Source organism: Mycobacterium appelbergii (genome assembly GCF_032883035.1).
In the GTDB taxonomy this organism is placed as follows: domain Bacteria; phylum Actinomycetota; class Actinomycetes; order Mycobacteriales; family Mycobacteriaceae; genus Mycobacterium; species Mycobacterium appelbergii.
The window spans coordinates 500,633-520,974 of sequence record NZ_JAMQTH010000002.1 but is presented as its reverse complement, the minus strand read 5'-3'; the positions used below and the strand labels follow the sequence as shown (position 1 = coordinate 520,974).

Below are 20,342 nucleotides of genomic sequence, written 5' to 3'. Positions count from 1 at the left end.
GATTGCCGTCCGGCCCGCCCACCATAAGGTGGTGGGCGTGGCCGACCGTACCGAGGTGCAGCCAGCCCGGCGGCGGAGCCGCCGCGGCCAGGGCGAGCAACTGCGCGAAGAGGTACTCGCCGCGGTGAACCGGTTGCTCGATGACTGGGGCAGCGACGAGAAACTCACCATGCGAGCCGTCGCCCAGGAAGTCGGCGTGACACCGGCGAGCATCTACCTGCACTTCGCCGACAAGACCGAATTGGTGTGGGCAGCCCTGGCCGACAAGTATCGGCAACTCTCCGATCAGATGGGTGCCGCGGAGACCGCTGCTGCCCCGGACCAGCCGCGCGAGCGGCTCCGAGCGCAGGTGCACGCCTACTGCCGCTTCGCAATGGACAACCCCGGCCACTACCGCCTCATGTACGAAATCCGTCAGCCCGCCGTCGAACATGACCGGATGGGATTGCATCCCGCACGGCACGTCTCCGCGAGATTGCGCCGGGCACTGAAGGCCTGCGCCGACGCAGGTTACCCGTTGTCACTGCCGCTTTACCAGGCGACTCACACCTTGTGGACGGGCTTGCACGGCATGGTTTCCGTGCAGCACAGCCTGGCCATCGACGGCTCCCCCGATCAACTCGCGGGCATGGCCGACGGCCTCGTCGACATCGTGGTCAGCGCGCAGCCCCGCACAGGACCCGTCTATCCGCCGGAGACCGACGTCGACCGCTACATCGCTGCGACGGTCATCGAGATCGGTGACAAGTCATAGCAGTACCTCCCCGCTACACGGGCATGACGTTCAACGGCACGGATTGCAGTCCCATAGTCCCCGTGGGCCAAGGCATCTGCGGTTCGTTGCCGTCTGCGAGGGTGTAGTCCGGTATCCGATTGTGCCATTCCTCGAGGATGAGCCGGAGCTCCAAGCGGGCGAGGTGCGAACCCAGACACCGATGCGGGCCACGGCCGAATGCGAAATGCACGGCCTTGTTGTCCAAGTGCACGTCGTCGGCGTCCTCGTAGCGGTTCGGATCGCGGTCGGCGCTGCCGTAGCTGAGCATCACCGTGGTGTCCTTCGGCACTACTCTTCCGCCAATCTCGACCTCGTCGGTAGTGACCCGCGGCGCGAACGGGACAGGTCCGTCGACGCGCAGGATGTCCTCGATGAAGGCGGGAATCAGCGAGAAATCGGCGCTGATCCTTCGGCGTAGGTCGGCATCGCCGGCGAGCTTGGCCAATGAGAATCCCACCGCCGAGGTGACGGTGTCCAGACCCGCCAACACGAACATGAAGCACAATCCGAGGATTTCGTTGTCCGACATGCCTCCCTCGGTGTCCCGCATCAGCTGGCTGAGCATGTCGCTACCGGTGGTGTCGGCGCGTCGCTCGGAGATGTGTTCGGTCAGGTAGGCGAACAGTTCCATCGCGTGTGCCAACACCTCGGGAGTCGCTTCGGAGCTACTGGGATCGGTGAACTGCAGAATCGAGTCTTTCCACTGCACCAGCCGGTCGCGATCCGCCATGGGCAATCCGAACAGCGTCAGAAACACCTGGGAGGGAAACGGTGTGGCGAGGTCGGGAACAACGTCGCATTGTCCCGCCGCCACGATCGTATCGATCAACTCGCCGGCCTGGCGGCGTAGTTCTGACTCACGCTCGGCCATCTTCTTCGGACTGAAGAAGGGATCCAGCATCCGGCGGAACCGGGTGTGGTCCGGCGGATCGATCGCGATCGGAATCAGCGGGACAGGGCTCCCCAGCCGATCGAAGGCGCGGGCCGAGGAGAAGATGTCGGGGCGTTTGGCGGCGAACTCCACGGCCGCGGCGCTGGTCAGGACGATTTCCTCACCAGAGCGGACCGCTTCCCCGGCCTCCCGCAGCTCCCGCCAAGCACGCGACCGGTCTTCCGCGAATGGCAGATCGTTGATGTTGGTGGTTCCAGTCGCGCTGAGCTGAGTCATCGGGGCGGGGAATCCTCTCTTCGTACGCCACCAGGCGTCTCCGATAAATTATGGCAGTAGACTGTCATAGTTGAAATGAGTATCGTCGTCGCGACGGCGGGTGTCAACGATGTAGCCGATACTGCCGTCGCTGTAATCTCAGGGACCTGAGATGGTCGAGGAGGTTGGCGGATGGCACGGGGCGACCGTTCACCGCGAGTCGAGCATGCCGACCGCGTGCGAAATGCGCTGTTGGAAGCCGCGCTGGACCTGTTCAGCGCCAATGGCTACGACGAGACGACCACCGATCAGATCGCCGAGAGCGCCGGTGTTTCCCCGCGTACCTTCTTCCGGTATTTCCCGACCAAGGAGTCGGTGCTGTTCTTCGGTGAGTACGACTTCATCGATGCCGTGAGCGGCGTCTACCTCGCCCAGCCCGAAGAGGTGTCCGATTTCGAGGCGATGGCCAACTCGTTCGCGTTGCTTGCACCCGGACTCAAGCGCATTCGCAAGCGGATCGCGCAGTACCACGAAGCCGTCGCGTCCTCGCTGGTGCTGTTGGGCCGTGAGCGCAGAAACCACGAGGCCAACGCCGAGACGGTAGCCAAAGTGATCGCCGACCGACGCCGGCTGCCCTCCCCCGACAGCGAGTGCGAGCTCCTGGCGTCCATCGGCATGCTGCTCGTCGAGCGCGCCCTCAATCAATGGCTGGCGGTGCCAGGACACACCCTTGACGACCTGATCCGCCAGGAGTTCGCCGCGCTGCAGGCTGTGTTGAAGTAGCGCGGCGGCGGTCAGGGATCGTCGAAGCGCGTGCCGTCAGGGCAGGCCCGCGGAGTGCCCTGGCCACAGTACTGGGTGCGCAGATAGCTCGGGTACGTGTCGGTCGGTCCGGCGTAGAGGCCGGCGAGGTTCACCGGCACGTCATAGACGCCGATGGCGACGACATGCAGGAATCCGGCGACCGCCAGAACCCGTAGCAGCGCTTTGACTTTCGGTCCGGCCCAGCGCAGCGTCTCGATGCCCGCCTCCACCCGGATCTGGCCTTTGCGGTTGCGGAAGAACATCAGGGCGCCGCTCGAGCTGAGCACCAGTGACCACAGGATGGGGCCGTAGAGTGGAATCTGGACGGTCTGCCCGGCCCAGAGCGTGACACCGGGTATCGAGGCCGGGTACGCGACCAGGCCGTGATGCACCGCGAAGATCTCGAGCGGAAATTCGATCACGTACACCGCGAGCCATCCACAACAGAATGTGCGAACGGGACCCAGCGTCGGCCGGCGGAGTCGCGCCCGGCCCATGGCCCAGCGAGCGAGCGATCCCATGGCCAGCGGCATCCAGATGTAGATCATCCCGATCATCAGCACCGGCTCGGCCATGAACCGGCTGCCGGGACTGAGCGAGCCGGGGACGTTCTCCATCCAGTTCCCGAAATTGACCAGGCCCGCGTTGTAGAAGAGCACCGGCTGAAACCAGTTGATCAACGGGTCATGCCACCAAGCGACCGCCGAGCCGATCACGACGGCTGCTTCGACACAGAGCTGCCGCTCGCGCAGACTCTTGCGGACGACGTACCCGATCGCGACGAGAGCCAGTATGGGGCAGGCGATCTGGAAGGCGACAATCGCCAACCGGGTCCCTCCCGGGATCGGATCGGGACCAGCATCCACCGGTGCAGCATTGCCCGACACGATCCACGACAGATACACATAGGCGGCGACCGCCAGGCACACGGCACCCACACTCGACCAGAACAGCACCGGCCGCAACGTCTTGATTTCGACAGGGTCCGGCGCCGCCGTCTCATCGGTTCTGTCGCGGCCGGCAACATCGGTCACTGAACGCCCCCTTCGGCGATGACCTCCTAAAGATGGCAGTTCACTGTCATAGTGTCAATGGGAGGCCGGCTCAGTCGTTGCCGCCCTTGATGATGTCGGGGAGTGCGGCTTCCATATCGCCTACCATCTCAAAGAACGTCCGCGTGAGATGCAGGCTCTTGATACACCATGAGCCGTCGCGCTTTTCGTACGTTTCGTGATAGTGCCCGGCGCCCACCACCCGGCGCCCGTCGGGATAGACGAGCCGATCCTCCATCGCCCAAATTCCGGTCGCCGTCGTATCGGAGGTCAGCGTGATCTCAGGCGTGTGGCAATGGTGCATGGTCGCCGCGTCGGCGACCGCGGCGAGCACCACGGATGCGAACTGATCCACACCCTCCATCCGCGGTGTCGTCTGCGGGTCGGCTCCACCCGTGGACACGGCCAGGTCCACGGTCCCGACGACGTCGTCGGCGAACAAGTCCCGCCACGCGGCAACATCCTTCGTGTCGAGAAACCGGCAGTAGCGCGCCTTCAGTTGTTTGATCGCCTCCAACTCGCCGCTGACATCTGCAGTAGCCACTCCGCGCCTCCCAAGACCGGGTTGTTTCATCTCATCGATTCAGCCGCCGATGCCCACCGGGCGCGGCCATTCATCTAACATTAGTGTCACTTCTATGGAGGTGGTAGGTATGACATCCGATCGACTCGTTGTGTGTGCAAGCCACAGCCCGGGTAAGGAACGCGATGTCGAGCAGTTGCAGGGACGCCGATTCCGCTCGGCGCTGGACTCGGCCGCCGAGAAGGTGCGGCAGTTCGACCCGGACGTGGTGGTCCTGTTCGGCGGTGACCACCGCCGGGCGTTTCGCCATGTGGTGCCCGCCTTCGGTGTCGCGTTGTCCGCATCGATCCTGGCCGAGGGCGGCCACCCCGCCGGTGGACTCGACGTGCCGTCCGCACTAGCCCATCGCCTGTGCGAACACCTGCTGTCCACTGGATTCGACATCGCCGCCTGCCGCGATATCGCATTGGATCACGCCTTCGCACAACCTGTCCGGGACTTACTCGGCGAGCTGGCCGCAAAGCCCGTCATCCCGATCGCGGTGAACTGTGCCACCGCTCCCCTGCCGACCGCGCGCCGTGTCGCCGACTTCGCAAGCGAGGTCGGCCGATTCCTCGACGGCATCGACCAACGCGTCCTGTTGGTCGGAACCGGTGGGCTCTCACATTCACCGCCGAGCCTGGAAGTCGACGCATACGACCTGAGCGACGAGGAGCGCGCGCGCATCATCGCCGAAGGGATGCCGGACGCACGCAACAAGATCCGTCCCGACTGGGACGCCGAAGTACTCGACGCGATGTCTGCGTGGGACCTGGAGACACTGATCCACCTGGTCGACACCGCACATACCCGCGCAGGCGCGGGCGCCAACGAGGTGCGCACCTGGCTCGCGGCCGGCGCCGCAGGCGGCGGCAAGCCGGTGACCCCGATGGTCTACGAACCGGTGCCGGAGTGGATCACCGGGATGGCGGTCGCGACGTCGGCCTGAGCGCCCGCACTCGGGCCGGCGCCGGCGGCGCCGCAGGCGTGCGGGAGAACAATGGCGCGGGCGCCGGCTGACGGACACCATCTACCTCGACAAAAACGTCACGAGCCTTCAGCTGAGCATCCTCGGTCGCCTCGGTGACCGTCAACACCGGCGTGACACAGGCGTCGCTGCCGGCGAACACCCGCGACCATTCGTCACGGGACCGCTGCCGGAACGTATCCGCCAACGCCTGCCGCATCGCGGGCCATCCGTCCTTGTCCCGTTGCGGTCCCAGGCTTTCCGGGTCGATCTCCAGCACCCGCAACAGTTCTGCGAAGAACCCCGGCTCCAATGCACCGACCGCGACGTACCCGCCGTCCGCGCACTCATAGGTGCGGTAGAACGGCGCTGAGCCGTCGAAGATGTTGGTACCGCGCTGATCCGACCAGCGGCCGTCCCCCAGCATCGACCACAGCACGTGGCCGAGCAGTGGAGCGCCGTTGATGATCGCCGCGTCGATCACCTGGCCGCGCCCCGAGCCTTGCCGCTCGATCAGGGCGGCAAGCACGCCCAGGACGGCGAACATCGAGCCGCCGCCGTAGTCGCCGACCAGATTCAGCGGCGGAGTAGGGGGACGGTCCGGAGCGCCCATGGCATGCAGCAACCCGGTCAGCCCGAGGTAGTTGATGTCGTGCCCAGCCTGCTGGGCGCGCGGGCCGGTCTGCCCCCAACCGGTGACTCGGGTGTAGACCAGCCTCGGATTACGGCTGAGGCATTCGTCGGGTCCGAGGCCGAGTCGCTCGGTGACCCCCGGGCGGAATCCCTCGACGAGGACGTCGGCACCGTCGATCAGTTCACGCACCTGCTCAAGATCATCGACGTTCTTCAGGTCGGCGGCAATCAGCCGTCTGCCGCGCAGCGTCGCGCCGCTGCCCGCATGCCCCGGCCGATGCACCCGGAGCACCTCCGCACCGAGGTCGGCCAGCAGCATGGCGGCGTGCGGACCGGGTCCCATGCCTGCCAGTTCGACGACCCTGACGCTTGCCAGGGGGCCGGATCGCACCGGTGCCGAGCCGTCTTCCATATCACCACGATATCTGACGCTATGTTCAGGTGTACTACCGTGCTTGCATTCGGATATCCGTGTCTTGCTAACCTATATCTGACAGGATTGTCACTGTGCCCGAGGAGTAGATCCGTGACCATCGCTGAGCGCCTACTGGGCCTGCCGCGCAACCGGCCGGCGAAATGACCGATGCACCGCTGGCGGGAATCACCGTCGTAAGCCTCGAACAGGCGGTCGCGGCACCATACGCGACCCGCCAACTTGCCGACCTCGGCGCGCGCGTGGTGAAAGTCGAACGCCCCCAAGGTGGTGACTTCGCCCGCGGGTACGACCGTTCGGTGCACGGCGAGTCGAGCTACTTCGTCTGGCTCAACCGCGGCAAGGAATCCTTGACGCTGGATCTCAAGCAACCCGAGGGCCTGCACACCGTGCACCGGTTGCTCGGAAACGCGGACGTACTGGTGCACAATCTCGGGCCGGGGGCAGCAGCGCGGATGGGGCTGGACGCCGATGCGGTGGCCCGATCGCACCCCCGGATCATCACCGCGACCATCAGCGGGTACGGCGAGGACGGTCCATGGAAGGACCGCAAGGCCTATGACCTGCTGGTGCAGGCCGAAGCCGGACTGCTGTCGGTGACCGGTTCGCCGGCCGAGGTGGCACGCACCGGGGTGTCCATCGCCGATATCGCGGCCGGCATGTTCACCTACTCCGGCATCCTCACCGCGCTGTACACCCGCGCGACCACCGGTGTGGCACGGCCGGTTTCGGTGTCATTGTTCGATGCGCTGGTCGAATGGATGTCCCAACCGCTCTACTACGGACGTTACGGCGGAACGGCACCCGCCCGCACCGGCGCACGACATCCGACGATCGCCCCGTACGGCCCGTTCACCACCGGCGACGGCGGCACCGTTCTGCTCGCGGTGCAGAACCCGCCGGAATGGCAGCGGCTCTGCGAAATCGTCCTGGAAAGAGCCGATCTCGTGGCGGATCCACGGTTCGCCACCAACCCCGATCGCGTCGCGCACCGCGACGAGTTGGAGGCCGTCATCGGTGCTGCGGTGGCCCGGCTACGTACCGGGGAATTCGAAAAACGACTCGACGATGCACGCGTGGCGCATGCCCGCATGAACGATGTCGAGCACCTGTCGGATCACCCCGTGCTCACCGGCCGCGACCGGTGGCACGGGATTCAGACTCCGGGCGGGCCCGCCGAGGCGCTACCGCCGCCGGCCGGCCTGGCAGGCGTCGACCCCGTGCTGGGTGACGTGCCTGCGCTGGGCGCGCACAGCCGAAAGATCCTGGGCGAGTTGGGATACCCGCCCGCTGAGATCGACGAACTGATCGCCGCAGGCGTCACTTCGGCTGAGCGAAAAAGCCACGCTTGATACAGGTCGTCAACAATTCGATGACGTCGTCGTGGCTGAGCTGCTCGGGCAGGTCGAGCGCGGCTTCAGGCACCCGGGTGACGAGCGACCGCAGGATCAGCGCCGAGATCACCGGGTCGTACGGGTACGCACCGGGTCGGCGGGTCAACATCCTGGCCGCGCCGATGTCCATCAGCACCTGACCGTTCTCGCCGATCGCGACAATCGTGGGATTGTCGGTGGTGCCCTCGGCCCAGGCGTCGATGCAGCCGGAATACCGATCGTAGAACTCTACGTACGTGGCCAGCCAGTGCCGCAGCGTCGATTCGTCGGCCACGGGGTCCAGCTGCGCGATCCGTTCTGCGAATGCCTTTCCGGCCTCGTAGACCTCGGCACCTACCGCGGCCAGCAGATCCTGCTTGTCGCTGAAGTACTTGTAGAAGGTGCCACGCGCCACTTCAGCGGCGGCGACGATGTCGTCGACACTGGTGCTTCGGTATCCCCTGGCCCGGAATTGCGCGGCTCCGGCGTCAGCCAGCGTCGTCACAGTGGTGACCGCGCGCTTGCTCAGGTTCGCGGTGCGCTCGGTGATGGACAGCCCCGCGAGATCGGGGGCATCGGGCACCTGCACGGCGTCCACATCCGCTGCCGGGTCCGCGCTGGCGTGCAATCGCAGCGATTTCAGCACTGCCGGTGGCGTATCGGGGAACAGCACCAACTGCAGGAATACCGACAGGGTGTCGATCGCGTCCTTGGCGCTGCGCCCGTAGGCCCGGTCGGTGTGCACGAACAGGTTGATGCGGTGCACCAGCGCGGTCATCGTCATGGCCGCGACTTCGGGGTCCAGACCTTGCAGACCTGACGCGGCCAGCCGTTCGGCGAGCCGATGGTTGTAGCTGCGCACGAACCCCGTGATCGCGGGCCGCACCTTCGTGTCGGACGAGGCGATCGCCGTCCATTGCACGAACATCGTCGAGTACTTCTCGAATACCCAGCTCCACTCGCCGAGCCACCAGTTCAGGTTGTCGAAGCCGGTTTCGTCCGGGCCCATGGGACCGATGCGGCGTGCGACCCGGAACAGTGCACTGCCGCATTCGTTCAGCAGCTCCAGGAAAATCTCATCCTTGCCCTGGAAGTACTGATACAGCGCGGCGCGCGATATGCCGGCGGCCTTGGCGATCGCGTCGACCGAGGTGTCGAAGTAGCCGACCCGACCGAACAGTTCCAGCGAGACCTCGGTGATCCGGCTGCGGGTACTGGCGCCCCGGGCACCCACGGCGGGGCTGGACGGGCCGTAACTGGCGCGCCGGACTATCGAGGCTTCGGACATGGTGTCACCAGACTATTGCTGATCCGCTGGGCCCGCGGCACCGTGTGCCGCGTTTCGCGGTCCGCTTCGAGGTACGGCGAATTCCGCAGTACTGGTGATCGCCACACCGCCGGTCTGCCTGGTCGCGGTGAGTTCGACACTCACCCGGTCGACCTCATCTTCCTCCGACACCCCCACGACCGTTCCCGCGCAGGTCAGAACGTCGTCCGGCCAGACCTGCTCGCGGAAGCGCACGCCGAACCGGCGCACACCGGGTGCCCCGAGCCAGTCGGTGGCGAACCCGGCCAGCAGCGCCGCAGAGAACATCCCTTGCGCGAATACCGACGGATAGCCAGCGGACCGCGCCAGTTCATCGTCGTAGTGCATGGGGTTGAGGTCACCGGACGCGCCCGAGTAGCGGACGAACATCTGCCGGGTGAGTGGACCGAACTCCCGGGGCGACGCCTGATCCCCCGGCTTCATCGCCGTGCCGTCTCGATAAAGGTGGCCTTGGCCTCGGCCACCAGAACTCCTGTGGTATCGCGGTATTCGGTCACGACCGTGGCGAAGCGCATGGTCCCGCCACGCTTGCCCGGCTTGGTGAACCGTTCGACGATCCGCTCGTGTGCGGTCAGGACATCGCCGGCCGCGGGCAACTCGCCGTGGAACGTGTACTCCTGCTCACCGTGCAGGAGCCGCTTGCGGTCGAAGCCCACGTCGACCCGCACGCCGGGCGGCGCCCAACGGGCTGCGCTGGTCAGGAAAGTCGGCGGAATAATCGCGTCCGGACCGCGGTAGGCAGGGTCCTCGCTGAGCATGGCTTCGGCGAACTCGGCGATCTTCCCGCGCTCCACGACCACCTCCCAGGGTTGTCCGACGCCCGGGTCGGCGTCACTGTCAGGCGCTGCAGTCATAGTGACCAATGGTGTCAGAAAACTGTTCGATGCGAAACCGAAACAACATTTAAACGCGTCTCATCAGCTTGAATAAAGATGACATCGATGCCAGAATTGGCGTCCATGATCGAGTTGGCAGCGAGTTACGTCGCGGGTAAATGGATCCCGAACGCCGGCGCGGACACGCTGGACGTGACCTCGCCGACCACCGATGAGGTGCTGGGCACCGTCGGCATCGCGGGCGACGACGAAGTCTCTGCCGCCGTAGCGGCGGCCCGCAGCGCGCTGCCGGGGTGGGCGCAGACCTCCCCGGCCGATCGCGGCGCCGCTTTGGCAAGGCTCGCCGATGCCCTGACCGCCCGCAAGGGCGAGCTGGCCGACCTGGCCACGGCGGAGATCGGCTCGCCGCGCTCATGGAGCACCTTCGGCCAGGTCATCACCGCGACCGGGGTGTTACGGGCCTACGCCGCCATCACACCCGGCTATCCGTTCACCACCAGCCGGCCGTCGACGACCGGTGGCGTCGTCGACGTGCGGCAGGTGCCGGTGGGCGTGGTCGGTGCGATCGTGCCGTGGAACACGCCGTTGTTCATCGCGGCGCTGAAGCTCGGTCCGGCGCTGGCGGCGGGCTGCACGGTGGTGCTCAAACCCGCGCCCGATGCGCCTCTGAGCTTCGGTGTGCTGATGGAGGCGATCGAGGAGGCCCGCATCCCCGACGGTGTGGTCAATGTCGTCAACGGCGGGGCCGCGACCGGAGCGCTGCTCACCGGGCACCCAGATGTCGACAAGATCAGCTTCACGGGATCGACGGCGGTCGGCGCCCGGATCGCCGCATCGTGCGGATCCCGGATCCGCCGCTGCAGTACAGAGCTCGGCGGCAAGTCCGCGGCCGTCGTGCTGCCCGACGCGCCACTCGAGAAGACGGTCGCCGGACTGGTCGGCGGGGTGATGGGCAACAACGGCCAGCTGTGCGCCGCGTTGACGCGAATCCTGCTCCCGCGCAGCCGGTACGACGAGTACGTGACTGCCCTGACCGCTGCCGTCTCCGCGCTGACGGTCGGCGATCCGGCCGACCGGTCCACCGATGTCGGTCCGCTCATCAACAAAGCGGCACGTGACAAGGTCGAAGGTCTCCTGCGGCGGGCGCGCGACGAGGGAGCCACGGTGCTCACCGGCGGTGAGCGTCCGGACCGGCCGGGCTGGTTCGTCACCCCCGCTCTCGTCGAGGCCACCAACGATATGGAGATCGCCCGCGAAGAAGTCTTCGGGCCTGTCGTCGTCGTCCTCGCCTATGACGACATTTCCGAGGCGGTGTCGATCGCCAACGACTCACGCTACGGGCTGGTCGGTGCGGTGTGGTCGGCCGACGAGGAGCACGCAGCCGCCGTGGCGGCCCGCCTGCAGGCCGGGTCGGTCGCCGTCAACTCCACCGCCGTACTCGACTTCGGCAGCCCGTTCGGTGGCTTCAAGCAGTCCGGTATCGGCCGCGAGGGCGGTCCGGAAGGCATCACCGGATTCGTCGAATACCAAGCCATCATCCGTTGATCCAGAAGGAATTTCACATGCAGACGCAGGCAGCGGTGCTGTTCGAACGCAATTCACCGTGGTCGATCGAGACGATCGAGCTGGATCCGCCGAAGGCGACTGAAGTCCTGGTCGAGTTGCACGCCTCCGGTATGTGCCATTCGGATGATCATCTCGTCACCGGCGACATGCCGATCGCGCTGCCCTGTATCGGCGGGCACGAGGGTGCCGGCGTGGTCAAGGCAGTCGGCGATCATGTGTCGTGGCTGGCGCCCGGCGACCACGTGGTGTTCAGCTTCATCCCATCGTGCGGCCGCTGTCCATCCTGCTCGACGGGCCATCAGAGCCTGTGTGACCTGGGCGCAAAAATATACTCCGGCATGCAGATTCACGATGGAACCGCCCGCCACCACCTCCGCGACATGGATCTCGCGCTGGCCTGCGGGGTCGGGTCGTTCGCGCATCACACGGTGGTGCACGAGGCGAGTTGCGTGAAGATCCCGGAGCATTATCGGCTGGACCGGGCCTGCCTGCTCGGCTGCGGATTCATCACCGGATGGGGATCGTCGGTGTACGCCGCCGACGTGCGACCCGGCGACACGGTTGCCGTTGCCGGGGTCGGCGGAATCGGCGCGGCGGCGGTGCAGGGCGCGCGCCTCGCCGGTGCGCGGACGATCACCGTCATCGACCCCTCGGAGTACAAGCGGGACGAAGCGGTGAAGATGGGCGCCACCCATACCGCAGCGAACTGGGACGATGCCAAAGATATTGTGGCCGAGGCGACCTGGAATCGCGGCGTGGACAAGTTCATCTGCGCGATGGGCGTCGGCGACGGTCGACTTGTCGGCCGGGCCCTGGCCATGACGGCCAAACGGGGCAAGCTCGTCGTCACCAACATCCACCCCATGCTGGAGCGGGAGATCCGGGCGAACCTGATGGACCTCACCCTGACCGAGAAGCAGATCGTCGGGACACTCTACGGCTCGGGTAACCCGCGGGCCGACATCCCGAAGATCCTCGAGCTGAGCAGCGCTGGCCAAGTCGACCTGGACTCCATGGTGACCCGCACGTATCCCCTGGAAAAGGTCAACGACGGCTACGCCGATATGCACGCCGGCGCCAATATCCGTGGCGTGCTGATCTATCCGCCTGCCGGGGCCTAGCCGATCGGACGGGCCCGCGCTAGATCTGGACGGTCTCCCAGCCGCCACCTTCGGCGGAGCGGTGCGCGGCGTCGATCACCGCCAACGACAGCAGACCATCCTCGAAGGTGGCAGCGCCGCTCGGCGCTCCGTCGAAGGCCGGCAGCCAGTCTTCGAGCATCAACGCCATCGCGCGGCTCGCGTGCCCGGCCAGACCGGCAGGCAAATTCTCGGGATGGCCCGGCTCCCGCTCGTCGACCGTCAACGGCTTCAATCCGTCGTCGGTGGCCAAGCCTGCCGAGTACGCAGCCGAGCGCAGCTCACCGTCCCCGATGATCGTGCCGTCGGCGCCGAACAACTCCAGCCGGTAGTGATCGGCGTGCGCGCCCATCACCGAAACACTCAGCATCGCCGTCAATCCGGATTCCATGCGCATCAACAGCGCCGCCGTATCGTCGGCGGTGACGTGCAATGTCGTACCGTCGGGCAGTTCACGCGCGGGGTCGCTGGTTTTCACCTCGGCGCACACCGACACCGGCTTACCGAGCAGGCTGCACAGGAAATCCAGGTCGTGCACCAGCATCCCCGCCAGATAGCCGCCGCCCTGCTCCCGGTCGTACATCCAACTGGCCTGCAGCGGGTGACTGGGATGCCAGTACGACGCACTGCGACTGACTCGCGCCAGGTACTGGGCCCCCAGAAAGCCCGAGCGCACCTTGTCGGCGACGGCCAACCAGTCGGGATTCCATCGGTTCTCGAAACAGCATGCTGTGGGCAGGTTCGACTCGGCGGCGGCCCGAACCATCTCGCGCGCCGATTTGACGTCACCGGCAAGCGGTTTCTCACACAGCACGGGCTTGCCCGCGGCCAGGGCGGCCAACGTCATATCGCGATGCAGAGTGGTCGGTGTCGCCACCGAGATGACGTCGAGGTCGTCCCGGGTGACGAACGACTCCCAGTCGGTGGAGGTCTCTTCGATCCCCAACTTGGCAGCCACCCGTTCCAATCGCTCGGGTGTACGTGCACAGAGTGCGACCGGCTCGAAGCCTTCAGCCGCCCGGAAGCCGGGTACCTGCACGTGCGCACCCCAACCAACGCCGACGATGCCGACCCGCTTCGGCGTCTGGTCCGCCATAGTTCTCCTTATTCGTCATATGTGGACACTTATGTTAGATCGCATGCCGATGCGCATGCAGATATTCGTTATAACAGCATACGTAGGCAACGGCCCAGCATTGCCAAAAAGTGACACTAGTGCCAGAATTCTGTGTTGTGAGTGCGATCCACATCGATGAGCAGCAGTTCGCCCCGCTGATCGACCTGCAGTGGTGGCAGGAGCGTCCGGCCGACCGCTGTGACCTCTACCGGCGGCTGAGAGATGCCGACGGCCCGGTGTTCGTCCGGACCAGTCGGCCGGATTCCCCGCGGGTGCGCGGATTCTGGGCTGTCGGATCGCACCGCGACGTCACCCAGATCAGTCGCCGCCCCGAAGACTTCTGCTCGGGCCGGGGGACCCAGATCTTTGACCAGACGGCCGAGATGCGTGAATACCGCGGGTCCATCATCGACATGGACGACCCCGAGCACATGCGTCTGCGCAAGATCGTCTCCCGTGGATTCACCCCGCGCATCCTCTCCGAGATGCGTGCGCTCGTGCAGGAGACAACGGCCGAGATCCTCGAGGAGATGCCGCGCTCCGGTGAGTGCGATTTCGTCTCCTCGTTCGCCACGCTGTTGCCGCTGCGCATCATCGACAACATGCTGGGCGTGCCACGCGAGCATGAGCAGTTCATCCTGAAAGCCACCAACGTGGTGCTGGGCGCTTCCGACCCCGAGTACGTACCCGATCAGAGCATCAAGGGTATCGAGACCGCCGTCACAGAAACCAGTGAGCGGTTGATCGATTTGCTGAAAGGCATTGCCGAGGACCGTATCGCGAGCCCTCGTGGCGACGTGATCAGCAAGCTGGTCACCTCGGACGAGGAAAATCTGACCTCACAGGAACTGGCCAAGTTCTTCATCCTGCTGATCGGCGCCGGCAACGAGACCACCCGCAACGCGCTCAGCCACGGGCTGCTGGTCCTGTCCGCGCATCCCGAACAGCGAGACCGGCTTCTGGCCGACTACGACGACCTGGCCTCACCTGCTGTCGAGGAGATCCTGCGATATGCCAGCCCGGTGATCCACATGCGCCGCACCGTCACCCGCGACGGCGTCACGCTGACCGACGATCAGGGCGCAATCACCCACACGTTCAGCGCCGGTGACAAGGTTGTCCTGTGGTATCCGGCCGCCAACCGCGATCCGGCGGTCTTCGCCGAGCCGGAGCTGTTCGACATCGCCCGAAAGCCGAACAACCACATCGCCTTCGGGGGCCCAGGGCCGCACTTTTGCCTGGGCGCACACCTCGCCAGGCTCGAGCTCAACGTCGCATTCAAGATGCTCTACGACCGTTATCCTGACATCACGTCGGTCGGCGAACCGGTCATGCTGAGATCGAACTTCGTCAATGGCATCAAACACCTCAAGGCGACATACACCGCATGAACACGAAACCTGCGGTGCTGTCCGACACCACCGACGGTGTCCTGACCATCACCCTCAACCGCCCGGAAGCCGCCAACGCACTACGGCCCGACGACCGGGATGCGGTGATCGCGTTGCTGGCCACCGCAGACGCCGACGCAGAGGTGCGCGTGGTGGTGTTACGGGCCAATGGCAAGCACTTCTGCGCCGGTGCCGACGTCGGCTCGCTCGCTGAGCGACGCGCAACGGTGGAAAAGCGGGTGATGGACCCGATGCGACGCATCATGAACGGCGCGCAGCAGCTGGTGGCCAGCGTGCTGGATTGCAACAAACCGGTGATCGCCGCCGTGCAGGGTGCGGCCACTGGCGTCGGAGCTCACCTGGTCTATGCATCCGACTTGGTCATAGCCACCGAAAATGCCTACTTTGTCGAGTCTTTCGCCAAACGCGGGCTGGTGGTCGACGGCGGCGGCTGCTACCTGCTGCCGCGGCGAATCGGCATGCAGAAGGCGAAGGAGCTGGCGTTCTTCGGTGAGAAGCTCAGCGCAGCCGAGGCTTTAAGCCTCGGTCTGCTGAACCGGGTGGTGTCGGCCGATGCACTCGATGCGACGGTTGCGGACTTCGCCGGCCGACTGGCGGCCGCGCCCACCACCGCCATCGCGTTCACCAAGCGACTGCTCAACGACTCCCCCGACACCGACCGGACCGGGGCATTCGTCGCCGAGGCGATGGCTCAGGAGATCCAATCCTATTCGCACGACTCCAAGGAGGGCGTGCAGGCGTTCGTCGAGAAGCGACCGACCGAGTTCACCGGGTGGTGACCATGCCACGAGCCGATATCCCGACCATCGACGCTGCCAGCGCTCCCTATTGGGCGGCCGCCCGCGAAGGTCGCCTCCTGATCACCAGGTGTTCGGTGTGCGCCAAGGTGCACCACTACCCGCGGCCGTTCTGCCCGTACTGCTGGAGCGAGGATGTGCACCCAGTCCAGGCCAGTGGCACCGGGACGCTCTATACGTATTCGACGGTGTTCGTGAACGACCTATCGCCGTTCAAAGAGCGGTTACCCTACATCGCGGCGATCGTGCAGCTGACCGAGGGCCCACGGCTGCTGACGACCATCGAAGGTGCTGACCCGCACAACCTTCGAGTCGATGTGCCGGTTGACGCGGTATTCCGGCCTGTTGACGAAAACGACCCGGCCAGCCCGTTTCTGACCATCTTCACCCCTAGCGAGGAGCACGCATGACCGGACTACTCGACGGCAAGGTGGCCCTGGTGACCGGGGCCGGCCACGGCATCGGTCGAGGCCACGCGCTGGAACTGGCCAAACACGGCGCCACCGTGATCATCAACGACCTGGGCACGAACCTGTCGGGCGAAGGGACCGGGAAGGTCGCCGACGAGGTGGTGCAGATCATCGAAAAGCGTGGCGGTAAGGCGGTTTCCGACTTCAGTGACATCGGCGACGAGGAGCAGGTCGACCTCGCGGTGGATCGCGCCTACTCGCAGCTGGGCCGGTTGGACATCGTGGTCAACAATGCCGGCATCGTGCGCGACAAGGCGATCTGGAACATGACGGTCGACGATTTCGACCTGGTGCTGCGGGTGCATGTGCGGGGCAGTTGGCTGACCAGCCGTGCGGTGGCCCGCAAATGGCGAGACGAATCGAAGACCATCGGCGGCAAGGTGTATGGCCGCATCATCAACACCACCTCCGGTGCCGGCCTACACGGGCACTTCGGCCAGACGAACTACAGCGCCGCCAAGGCCGCCATCGTCGGGCTGACCCAAACGCTGAGTCTGGAGTTGGCGGCGATCGGCGCCACCGTGAACGCGGTCAGCCCAGGCGGGCGCACCCGGATGTCTGCGTCGATGCCCGGTGCGCAGGCGCCGATCGAGCCCGATGAACGCGCCGACGACGAATTCGACCCCAAAGACCCGTCACTGGGGTCGCCGGTGGTGGCCTGGCTGGCCAGCCCCGAGGCCGGTCACATCAGCGGTCAGGTGATCCGCGCGATGGGCGAGAACCTGCAGCTGCTCAAGGGATGGCATCCGGTGGCCTCGGTGTCCAACGGCCAGAAGCGCTGGGATGCCGATAAGTTGGGCACGATCATGGCCACCGACGTGTTCGGAACCCGTAATACCGGTCTGCGGCTGGGCGGTTGAGCTGCCGCGGTGGATAAAGCCGAGCTACTCGAACGGTTACGACTGCCACTGATGGCAGCACCCATGTCGATTGCTTCGACGCCGGAACTGGTCACGGCATGTTGTCGAGCCGGGGTGATCGGCTGCTTCCCCACGCACAATGCTTGGAAAGCCTCCAGCCTGGAGCACGGACTCGATCCCGACCAGCTGCCACCGCTGGATGCCGCACACCGTCCCACCATCCCCCGCCGCATCAAACCCTGGCGAATGATCTTGAGCGGTGGACACAGCGTCGCCGGAATCACCGATGTCCCCTCGGTCGCCGACCTCGTCACGGAGTTGGAGCGGCAGTTCTTGGGCTGAGCCCGTTCAGAGGAACAGATACAGCCCGGACAGCGTCCCCCATAACACGAGGCAGTACCCCTCGAACAGCACGCGCAGCGGCCTTGGGGCACTGCGCAATTCCATGAAGTCCAAGCCAACGAGCCTGACCTTTATCGCGGCGATCGCGAGCACGACTACTACCATCGCCGATCCGCTGCCGTGGTCGGCGCCCAGCACGTAGGACACCAAGGTCGCCGCGATGAGCACCAGCCACGACAATCCCGCGCGACTGCGTACGAAGGTGAGCGCCGATGGGCCAGGCATCAGGCCACCAGGTACAGCAGTGGAAACAGCACGATCCACAGCAGGTCGACGAGATGCCAAAAGCAGGTCCCGCCTTCGACGACGGCCATCCGGGTGTCGCTGAGTTCGTGTCGGCGGGTCTGCGTCAGCAGGAACGCCAAGACCCCCACGCCGACGCAGACGTGGAACAGATGTACGCCGGTGAGGATGAAGTAGTACAGGTAGAAATGGTTGGCACCGATGCCGTGCCCATCCGTCACCAGCGAGGTGTACTCGTACATCTTGAGCGCGATGAAGACTCCGCCGCAGGTCATCGCCACCACAATGGCGCGCGCCGCGGCGAGCCGAGCGCCCGAACGCAGCGCCCTCAGCGCAACGACGATGCACAACGAACTCGTCAGCAGCAAAAGGGTGTTGATCAGTCCTACACCGAGATGCAGGGTTTTGCGTGCAGCATCAAATACCTCGGGTGCCTTGGCGCGCTCAACCATGAAGGTGGCGAAGAACGCCCCGAAGACCAACATGTCGCCGAACAGGAAGACCCAGGTGCCACCCTCGCCGGGAACCCGCCGAGTCGGCGCCACGGCAGCGGACGCGCTGAGTGTCACGATACCGAGGTGGCTGCCGGCTCGACCGCCTGCTCGGCACTGATCGATTGGAGCAGCACCGTGGTCACCGCGAGCATCCATACGGAGAACGCGACCAACGGAATCCAGAAGGCGAATACGCCGTTCCAGGCCAGCGGGCCGTCATTGAAAATCATGACCGCCCCTCCGGGCAAAGCGAGGAGCGCGTACCACGCGTTCAGATAGCCGAACCACCGTGGAAAGGTTCCCGGTTCCGTGCGGTCGATGAACGACGCCGTCGTGAGCACCAGTGCCTGTACCACCAGGGTGCCAACGATGCCGATGAACATCAGCCAGAAGACGTCGCTGAGCGCCTGGGTGATCTGCGGATCGCGCTCCTCGGGACGAAATGCTGCTGCGGCCATCACCATCATGGGAAAGAGGAAGCCTGGTACGAAGATGACCCCGCTGAAGATTTGGGTTACCGAGAGCACCCCCCACTTGCCCTCGACGCGACGCACCCGCAGGCAGATCGTGGCCAGCCATGGCAGGGCAAAGCAGGCGGCGAGCAGACTCAACGCCAAGCCCACCCGCACCCTCACCTTATTGACGGTGAGGAAGTCGGCGATGCTCTGAGGACTGGCAGTCGGCGAGAGCGGCGGTATCAGCTTCGCGATGAGCATGAAGAAGACGAAGAACAGGACGAGCATAGCGATTCCGCCCCACGCGGCGACGCGTTGGAGTTTCAGATCCATAGGTCGAAAGCTTAAAGTAATTCGTTCAATGTTTAACTGTTTTGATGAATTGGTTCATTGCATCCGGGGCGGCCGCCCGGTCGTCGGAAACAGCGGCCCCAACTGATCGGGAGTACTCCCGTGCAGGACCAATTCGTCGGCGCCCGCCTCTCGATAGCGCTCGAAGACCTCGTGGCAGTTGCCTGCCGACCCGACCGCGGCCGCCTCGTCGATCCATTCACGGGGCAGCACGGATGCCACCGCCACAAGCTGTTCGCGAGTGAGCACCGAATCTGCCGAACCCCTGGTTCCAGCCAACAGCGGGTGGGACCGTAAGCGTTCCAGTGGTTCCAGATCCCATTCGTTCACCGCGGACAGACGTTCCCCGAACCCCGGTATCTGGTAGTAGGTTACCGCCCTGGCCCCCACCACCTCGAGTTCCTCGGCATCGGACAGGTCGCAGGCGACCACCACGGTGGCGTAGACCCGCACGCTGCCCGCCGGCCGGCCTGCTGACCTCTCGGCTTCTCTGACCACCCGCACAGAGCGGGCCACCGCTGCCGGTGTCAGGAACGGGTGTAGCAGCACACCGTCGAAATGCCGGCCGGCCAACGTCAAACCTTTCGGCCCGATCGCGGCGAACACCAGTGGTGGCACCGGTTGATCGGGACGATCGTTGAGCCGTAACGACGGATATCTGCCGGCCGGTCCGTCGTAACGCACCTTCTCCCCGCGACAGAGCCGACGGACGATATCTGCGTAGTCGACGATCGAGGCGTTCGTGGACCTGGGCAGCCCGACGGCGTCCCACATCGCGTCGACAGAACGGCCGACGCCCAGGACGAATCGGCCGTCCGTGAGTGCCTGGGCTGTCATGGCCAGCGATGCCATCAGTGCGGGATGCCGGGACTGGAAATGCGTGATGCCCGACGCGATCCGCACCGTGGAGGTCACCTGACCGAGCGCACCGGTCAGCACACCGAGATCCTTCGTACCCCACCGCTCGCTGAGCCACAGGGTGCGCAGCCCCAACCGTTGCGCTGCCACCGCCTGCTCGATCGCGGCCCGCGGATCGGAGACCCGGCCGGGCAGCGTGTACGCACCGAGCGGTATGCCACTGGATATTTCGGTCTCCATCATCCTATTCTGACACTAGTGTTCATATT

Annotated in this window: 23 protein-coding genes; 11 read left to right on the top strand and 12 right to left on the bottom strand. The window is 65.4% G+C overall.

Annotated elements, in window-relative coordinates:
* The first annotated feature begins 37 nt into the window (after positions 1 to 37).
* The gene (locus tag M1247_RS06795) at positions 38 to 754 is read left to right on the top strand and encodes a TetR/AcrR family transcriptional regulator (RefSeq protein WP_317155502.1); all 717 of its coding nucleotides are present in this window, start codon (positions 38 to 40) and stop codon (positions 752 to 754) included.
* A 13-nt stretch (positions 755 to 767) separates the two neighbouring features.
* Here M1247_RS06795 and M1247_RS06790 read toward each other — a convergent pair whose 3' ends face one another.
* Complete coding sequence (locus M1247_RS06790) at positions 768 to 1,943, bottom strand: cytochrome P450 (RefSeq protein ID WP_317155501.1); 1,176 nt, start codon at positions 1,941 to 1,943, stop codon at positions 768 to 770.
* A gap of 171 nt (positions 1,944 to 2,114) precedes the next feature.
* On the opposite strand from M1247_RS06790, the gene M1247_RS06785 reads away from it, so the two are divergent.
* Entirely contained in the window at positions 2,115 to 2,705 is a 591-nt protein-coding gene (locus tag M1247_RS06785) for a TetR family transcriptional regulator (protein ID WP_317155500.1), read from the top strand.
* 11 nt (positions 2,706 to 2,716) lie between these two features.
* Here the strand turns inward: M1247_RS06785 and M1247_RS06780 are convergent, their stop codons facing one another.
* Both M1247_RS06780 and M1247_RS06775 read right to left on the bottom strand, forming a co-directional pair.
* On the bottom strand, positions 2,717 to 3,760 hold the full coding sequence (locus M1247_RS06780; protein WP_317155499.1) for a spirocyclase AveC family protein: 1,044 nt from the start codon (positions 3,758 to 3,760) through the stop codon (positions 2,717 to 2,719).
* A gap of 70 nt (positions 3,761 to 3,830) precedes the next feature.
* Complete coding sequence (locus tag M1247_RS06775) at positions 3,831 to 4,322, bottom strand: nuclear transport factor 2 family protein (RefSeq protein WP_317155498.1); 492 nt, start codon at positions 4,320 to 4,322, stop codon at positions 3,831 to 3,833.
* A gap of 109 nt (positions 4,323 to 4,431) precedes the next feature.
* On the opposite strand from M1247_RS06775, the gene M1247_RS06770 reads away from it, so the two are divergent.
* Complete coding sequence (locus tag M1247_RS06770) at positions 4,432 to 5,289, top strand: 3-carboxyethylcatechol 2,3-dioxygenase (protein ID WP_317155497.1); 858 nt, start codon at positions 4,432 to 4,434, stop codon at positions 5,287 to 5,289.
* On the opposite strand, the gene M1247_RS06765 is transcribed toward M1247_RS06770, so the two are convergent.
* Complete coding sequence (locus tag M1247_RS06765) at positions 5,258 to 6,352, bottom strand: CaiB/BaiF CoA transferase family protein (protein WP_317155496.1); 1,095 nt, start codon at positions 6,350 to 6,352, stop codon at positions 5,258 to 5,260. The two genes, M1247_RS06770 and M1247_RS06765, sit on opposite strands and share 32 nt — an antisense overlap.
* 164 nt (positions 6,353 to 6,516) lie before the next feature.
* On the opposite strand from M1247_RS06765, the gene M1247_RS06760 reads away from it, so the two are divergent.
* Entirely contained in the window at positions 6,517 to 7,725 is a 1,209-nt protein-coding gene (locus M1247_RS06760) for a CaiB/BaiF CoA transferase family protein (RefSeq protein WP_317155495.1), read from the top strand.
* Here M1247_RS06760 and M1247_RS06755 read toward each other — a convergent pair.
* Genes M1247_RS06755 through M1247_RS06745 form a run of 3 tightly spaced genes read right to left on the bottom strand, consistent with a single transcriptional unit; the run spans position 7,694 to position 9,927 of the window.
* Entirely contained in the window at positions 7,694 to 9,034 is a 1,341-nt protein-coding gene (locus tag M1247_RS06755; RefSeq protein WP_317155494.1) for a TetR/AcrR family transcriptional regulator, read from the bottom strand. The two genes, M1247_RS06760 and M1247_RS06755, sit on opposite strands and share 32 nt — an antisense overlap.
* A 12-nt stretch (positions 9,035 to 9,046) precedes the next feature.
* A complete protein-coding gene (locus tag M1247_RS06750; RefSeq protein ID WP_317155493.1) occupies positions 9,047 to 9,496 on the bottom strand; it encodes a MaoC/PaaZ C-terminal domain-containing protein in 450 nt (149 codons plus the stop codon).
* Entirely contained in the window at positions 9,493 to 9,927 is a 435-nt protein-coding gene (locus tag M1247_RS06745; protein ID WP_317155492.1) for an FAS1-like dehydratase domain-containing protein, read from the bottom strand. The genes M1247_RS06750 and M1247_RS06745 overlap by 4 nt, the downstream gene beginning before the upstream one ends.
* A gap of 78 nt (positions 9,928 to 10,005) precedes the next feature.
* Between M1247_RS06745 and M1247_RS06740 the strand changes: the two genes are divergently transcribed.
* Together M1247_RS06740 and M1247_RS06735 are read left to right on the top strand one after the other, a co-directional pair.
* The gene (locus M1247_RS06740; protein ID WP_317155491.1) at positions 10,006 to 11,454 is read left to right on the top strand and encodes an aldehyde dehydrogenase; all 1,449 of its coding nucleotides are present in this window, start codon (positions 10,006 to 10,008) and stop codon (positions 11,452 to 11,454) included.
* Positions 11,455 to 11,471: 17 nt separating this feature from the next.
* On the top strand, positions 11,472 to 12,596 hold the full coding sequence (locus M1247_RS06735; protein ID WP_317155490.1) for an NDMA-dependent alcohol dehydrogenase: 1,125 nt from the start codon (positions 11,472 to 11,474) through the stop codon (positions 12,594 to 12,596).
* A gap of 19 nt (positions 12,597 to 12,615) precedes the next feature.
* Here the strand turns inward: M1247_RS06735 and M1247_RS06730 are convergent, their stop codons facing one another.
* The gene (locus M1247_RS06730; protein ID WP_317155489.1) at positions 12,616 to 13,710 is read right to left on the bottom strand and encodes a Gfo/Idh/MocA family protein; all 1,095 of its coding nucleotides are present in this window, start codon (positions 13,708 to 13,710) and stop codon (positions 12,616 to 12,618) included.
* 137 nt (positions 13,711 to 13,847) lie between these two features.
* On the opposite strand from M1247_RS06730, the gene M1247_RS06725 reads away from it, so the two are divergent.
* From M1247_RS06725 to M1247_RS06705, 5 genes are read left to right on the top strand one after another with little or no spacing between them, the layout of a single operon-like run.
* Positions 13,848 to 15,122, top strand: a complete 1,275-nt coding sequence (locus tag M1247_RS06725) for a cytochrome P450 (protein WP_317155488.1) — start codon at positions 13,848 to 13,850, stop codon at positions 15,120 to 15,122.
* Positions 15,119 to 15,922, top strand: a complete 804-nt coding sequence (locus M1247_RS06720) for an enoyl-CoA hydratase/isomerase family protein (RefSeq protein WP_317155487.1) — start codon at positions 15,119 to 15,121, stop codon at positions 15,920 to 15,922. Before M1247_RS06725 ends, M1247_RS06720 begins: the two co-directional genes overlap by 4 nt.
* Before the next feature lie 2 nt (positions 15,923 to 15,924).
* On the top strand, positions 15,925 to 16,350 hold the full coding sequence (locus M1247_RS06715) for a Zn-ribbon domain-containing OB-fold protein (protein ID WP_317155486.1): 426 nt from the start codon (positions 15,925 to 15,927) through the stop codon (positions 16,348 to 16,350).
* Positions 16,347 to 17,270: an SDR family NAD(P)-dependent oxidoreductase gene (locus tag M1247_RS06710; protein WP_317155485.1), complete on the top strand. Its 924-nt coding sequence runs from the start codon at positions 16,347 to 16,349 to the stop codon at positions 17,268 to 17,270. Before M1247_RS06715 ends, M1247_RS06710 begins: the two co-directional genes overlap by 4 nt.
* Positions 17,271 to 17,321: 51 nt before the next feature.
* Complete coding sequence (locus M1247_RS06705; RefSeq protein WP_317155484.1) at positions 17,322 to 17,612, top strand: hypothetical protein; 291 nt, start codon at positions 17,322 to 17,324, stop codon at positions 17,610 to 17,612.
* 6 nt (positions 17,613 to 17,618) lie between these two features.
* Here the strand turns inward: M1247_RS06705 and M1247_RS06700 are convergent, their stop codons facing one another.
* The 4 genes from M1247_RS06700 to M1247_RS06685 form a co-directional block, all read right to left on the bottom strand.
* The gene (locus M1247_RS06700) at positions 17,619 to 17,897 is read right to left on the bottom strand and encodes a cytochrome C oxidase subunit IV family protein (RefSeq protein WP_317155483.1); all 279 of its coding nucleotides are present in this window, start codon (positions 17,895 to 17,897) and stop codon (positions 17,619 to 17,621) included.
* Positions 17,897 to 18,400 carry a cytochrome c oxidase subunit 3 gene (locus M1247_RS06695; protein ID WP_410506828.1) on the bottom strand — a complete coding sequence of 168 codons (504 nt, stop codon included), beginning with the start codon at positions 18,398 to 18,400 and terminating at the stop codon, positions 17,897 to 17,899. The genes M1247_RS06700 and M1247_RS06695 overlap by 1 nt, the downstream gene beginning before the upstream one ends.
* A gap of 80 nt (positions 18,401 to 18,480) precedes the next feature.
* Complete coding sequence (locus M1247_RS06690; protein WP_317155481.1) at positions 18,481 to 19,197, bottom strand: hypothetical protein; 717 nt, start codon at positions 19,195 to 19,197, stop codon at positions 18,481 to 18,483.
* Between the two features lie 54 nt (positions 19,198 to 19,251).
* On the bottom strand, positions 19,252 to 20,313 hold the full coding sequence (locus M1247_RS06685) for a TIGR03857 family LLM class F420-dependent oxidoreductase (protein ID WP_317155480.1): 1,062 nt from the start codon (positions 20,311 to 20,313) through the stop codon (positions 19,252 to 19,254).
* Positions 20,314 to 20,342 lie beyond the last annotated feature (29 nt).